Genomic DNA, 342 nt, shown 5'->3' with positions numbered 1-342 from the left:
GCCGGTCTTGACCCGTGAGGTGACCATGCCCGGCAGACGCGTGCCGCCGGACGCCTTGACCTCCAGGGCGTCTCCGCTGCTCTCGCCGCGCTGGTGCTGCAGGGGCGCGTAGTGCGTCTCGTGGTTGAGTCTGCCGCCGTCGGTGAGGAGGTCGGCGTACCGCATCCGGCCCTCCTCCTGGTCACGTCCGAGGCCCAGCCAGTCCAGCAGTGTGGTGTGGTGGCCGCTGGGGGGGTTCTCGTACTGTTGCTCGGGGGTGTGCTTGTTGTGGTCGTGGAACTGCGGTTGGGGGTCTTCCTGGCCCTCCTCCCGTTTGGGGCGGCGGTGGCTCGGGTCGCCGGC

General features: G+C 70.5%; 1 pseudogene. It reads right to left on the bottom strand.

From position 1 onward, the window contains the following. A pseudogene (locus PUR61_RS36605) lies at nt 1-342 on the bottom strand (histidine kinase); the annotation flags it as partial.

It is taken from the genome of Streptomyces sp. BE20, assembly GCF_036322525.1.
Taxonomy (GTDB): Bacteria; Actinomycetota; Actinomycetes; order Streptomycetales; family Streptomycetaceae; genus Kitasatospora.
Note: the sequence above shows the minus strand (reverse complement) of the source record. Positions and strands in the feature narration are given on the sequence as shown.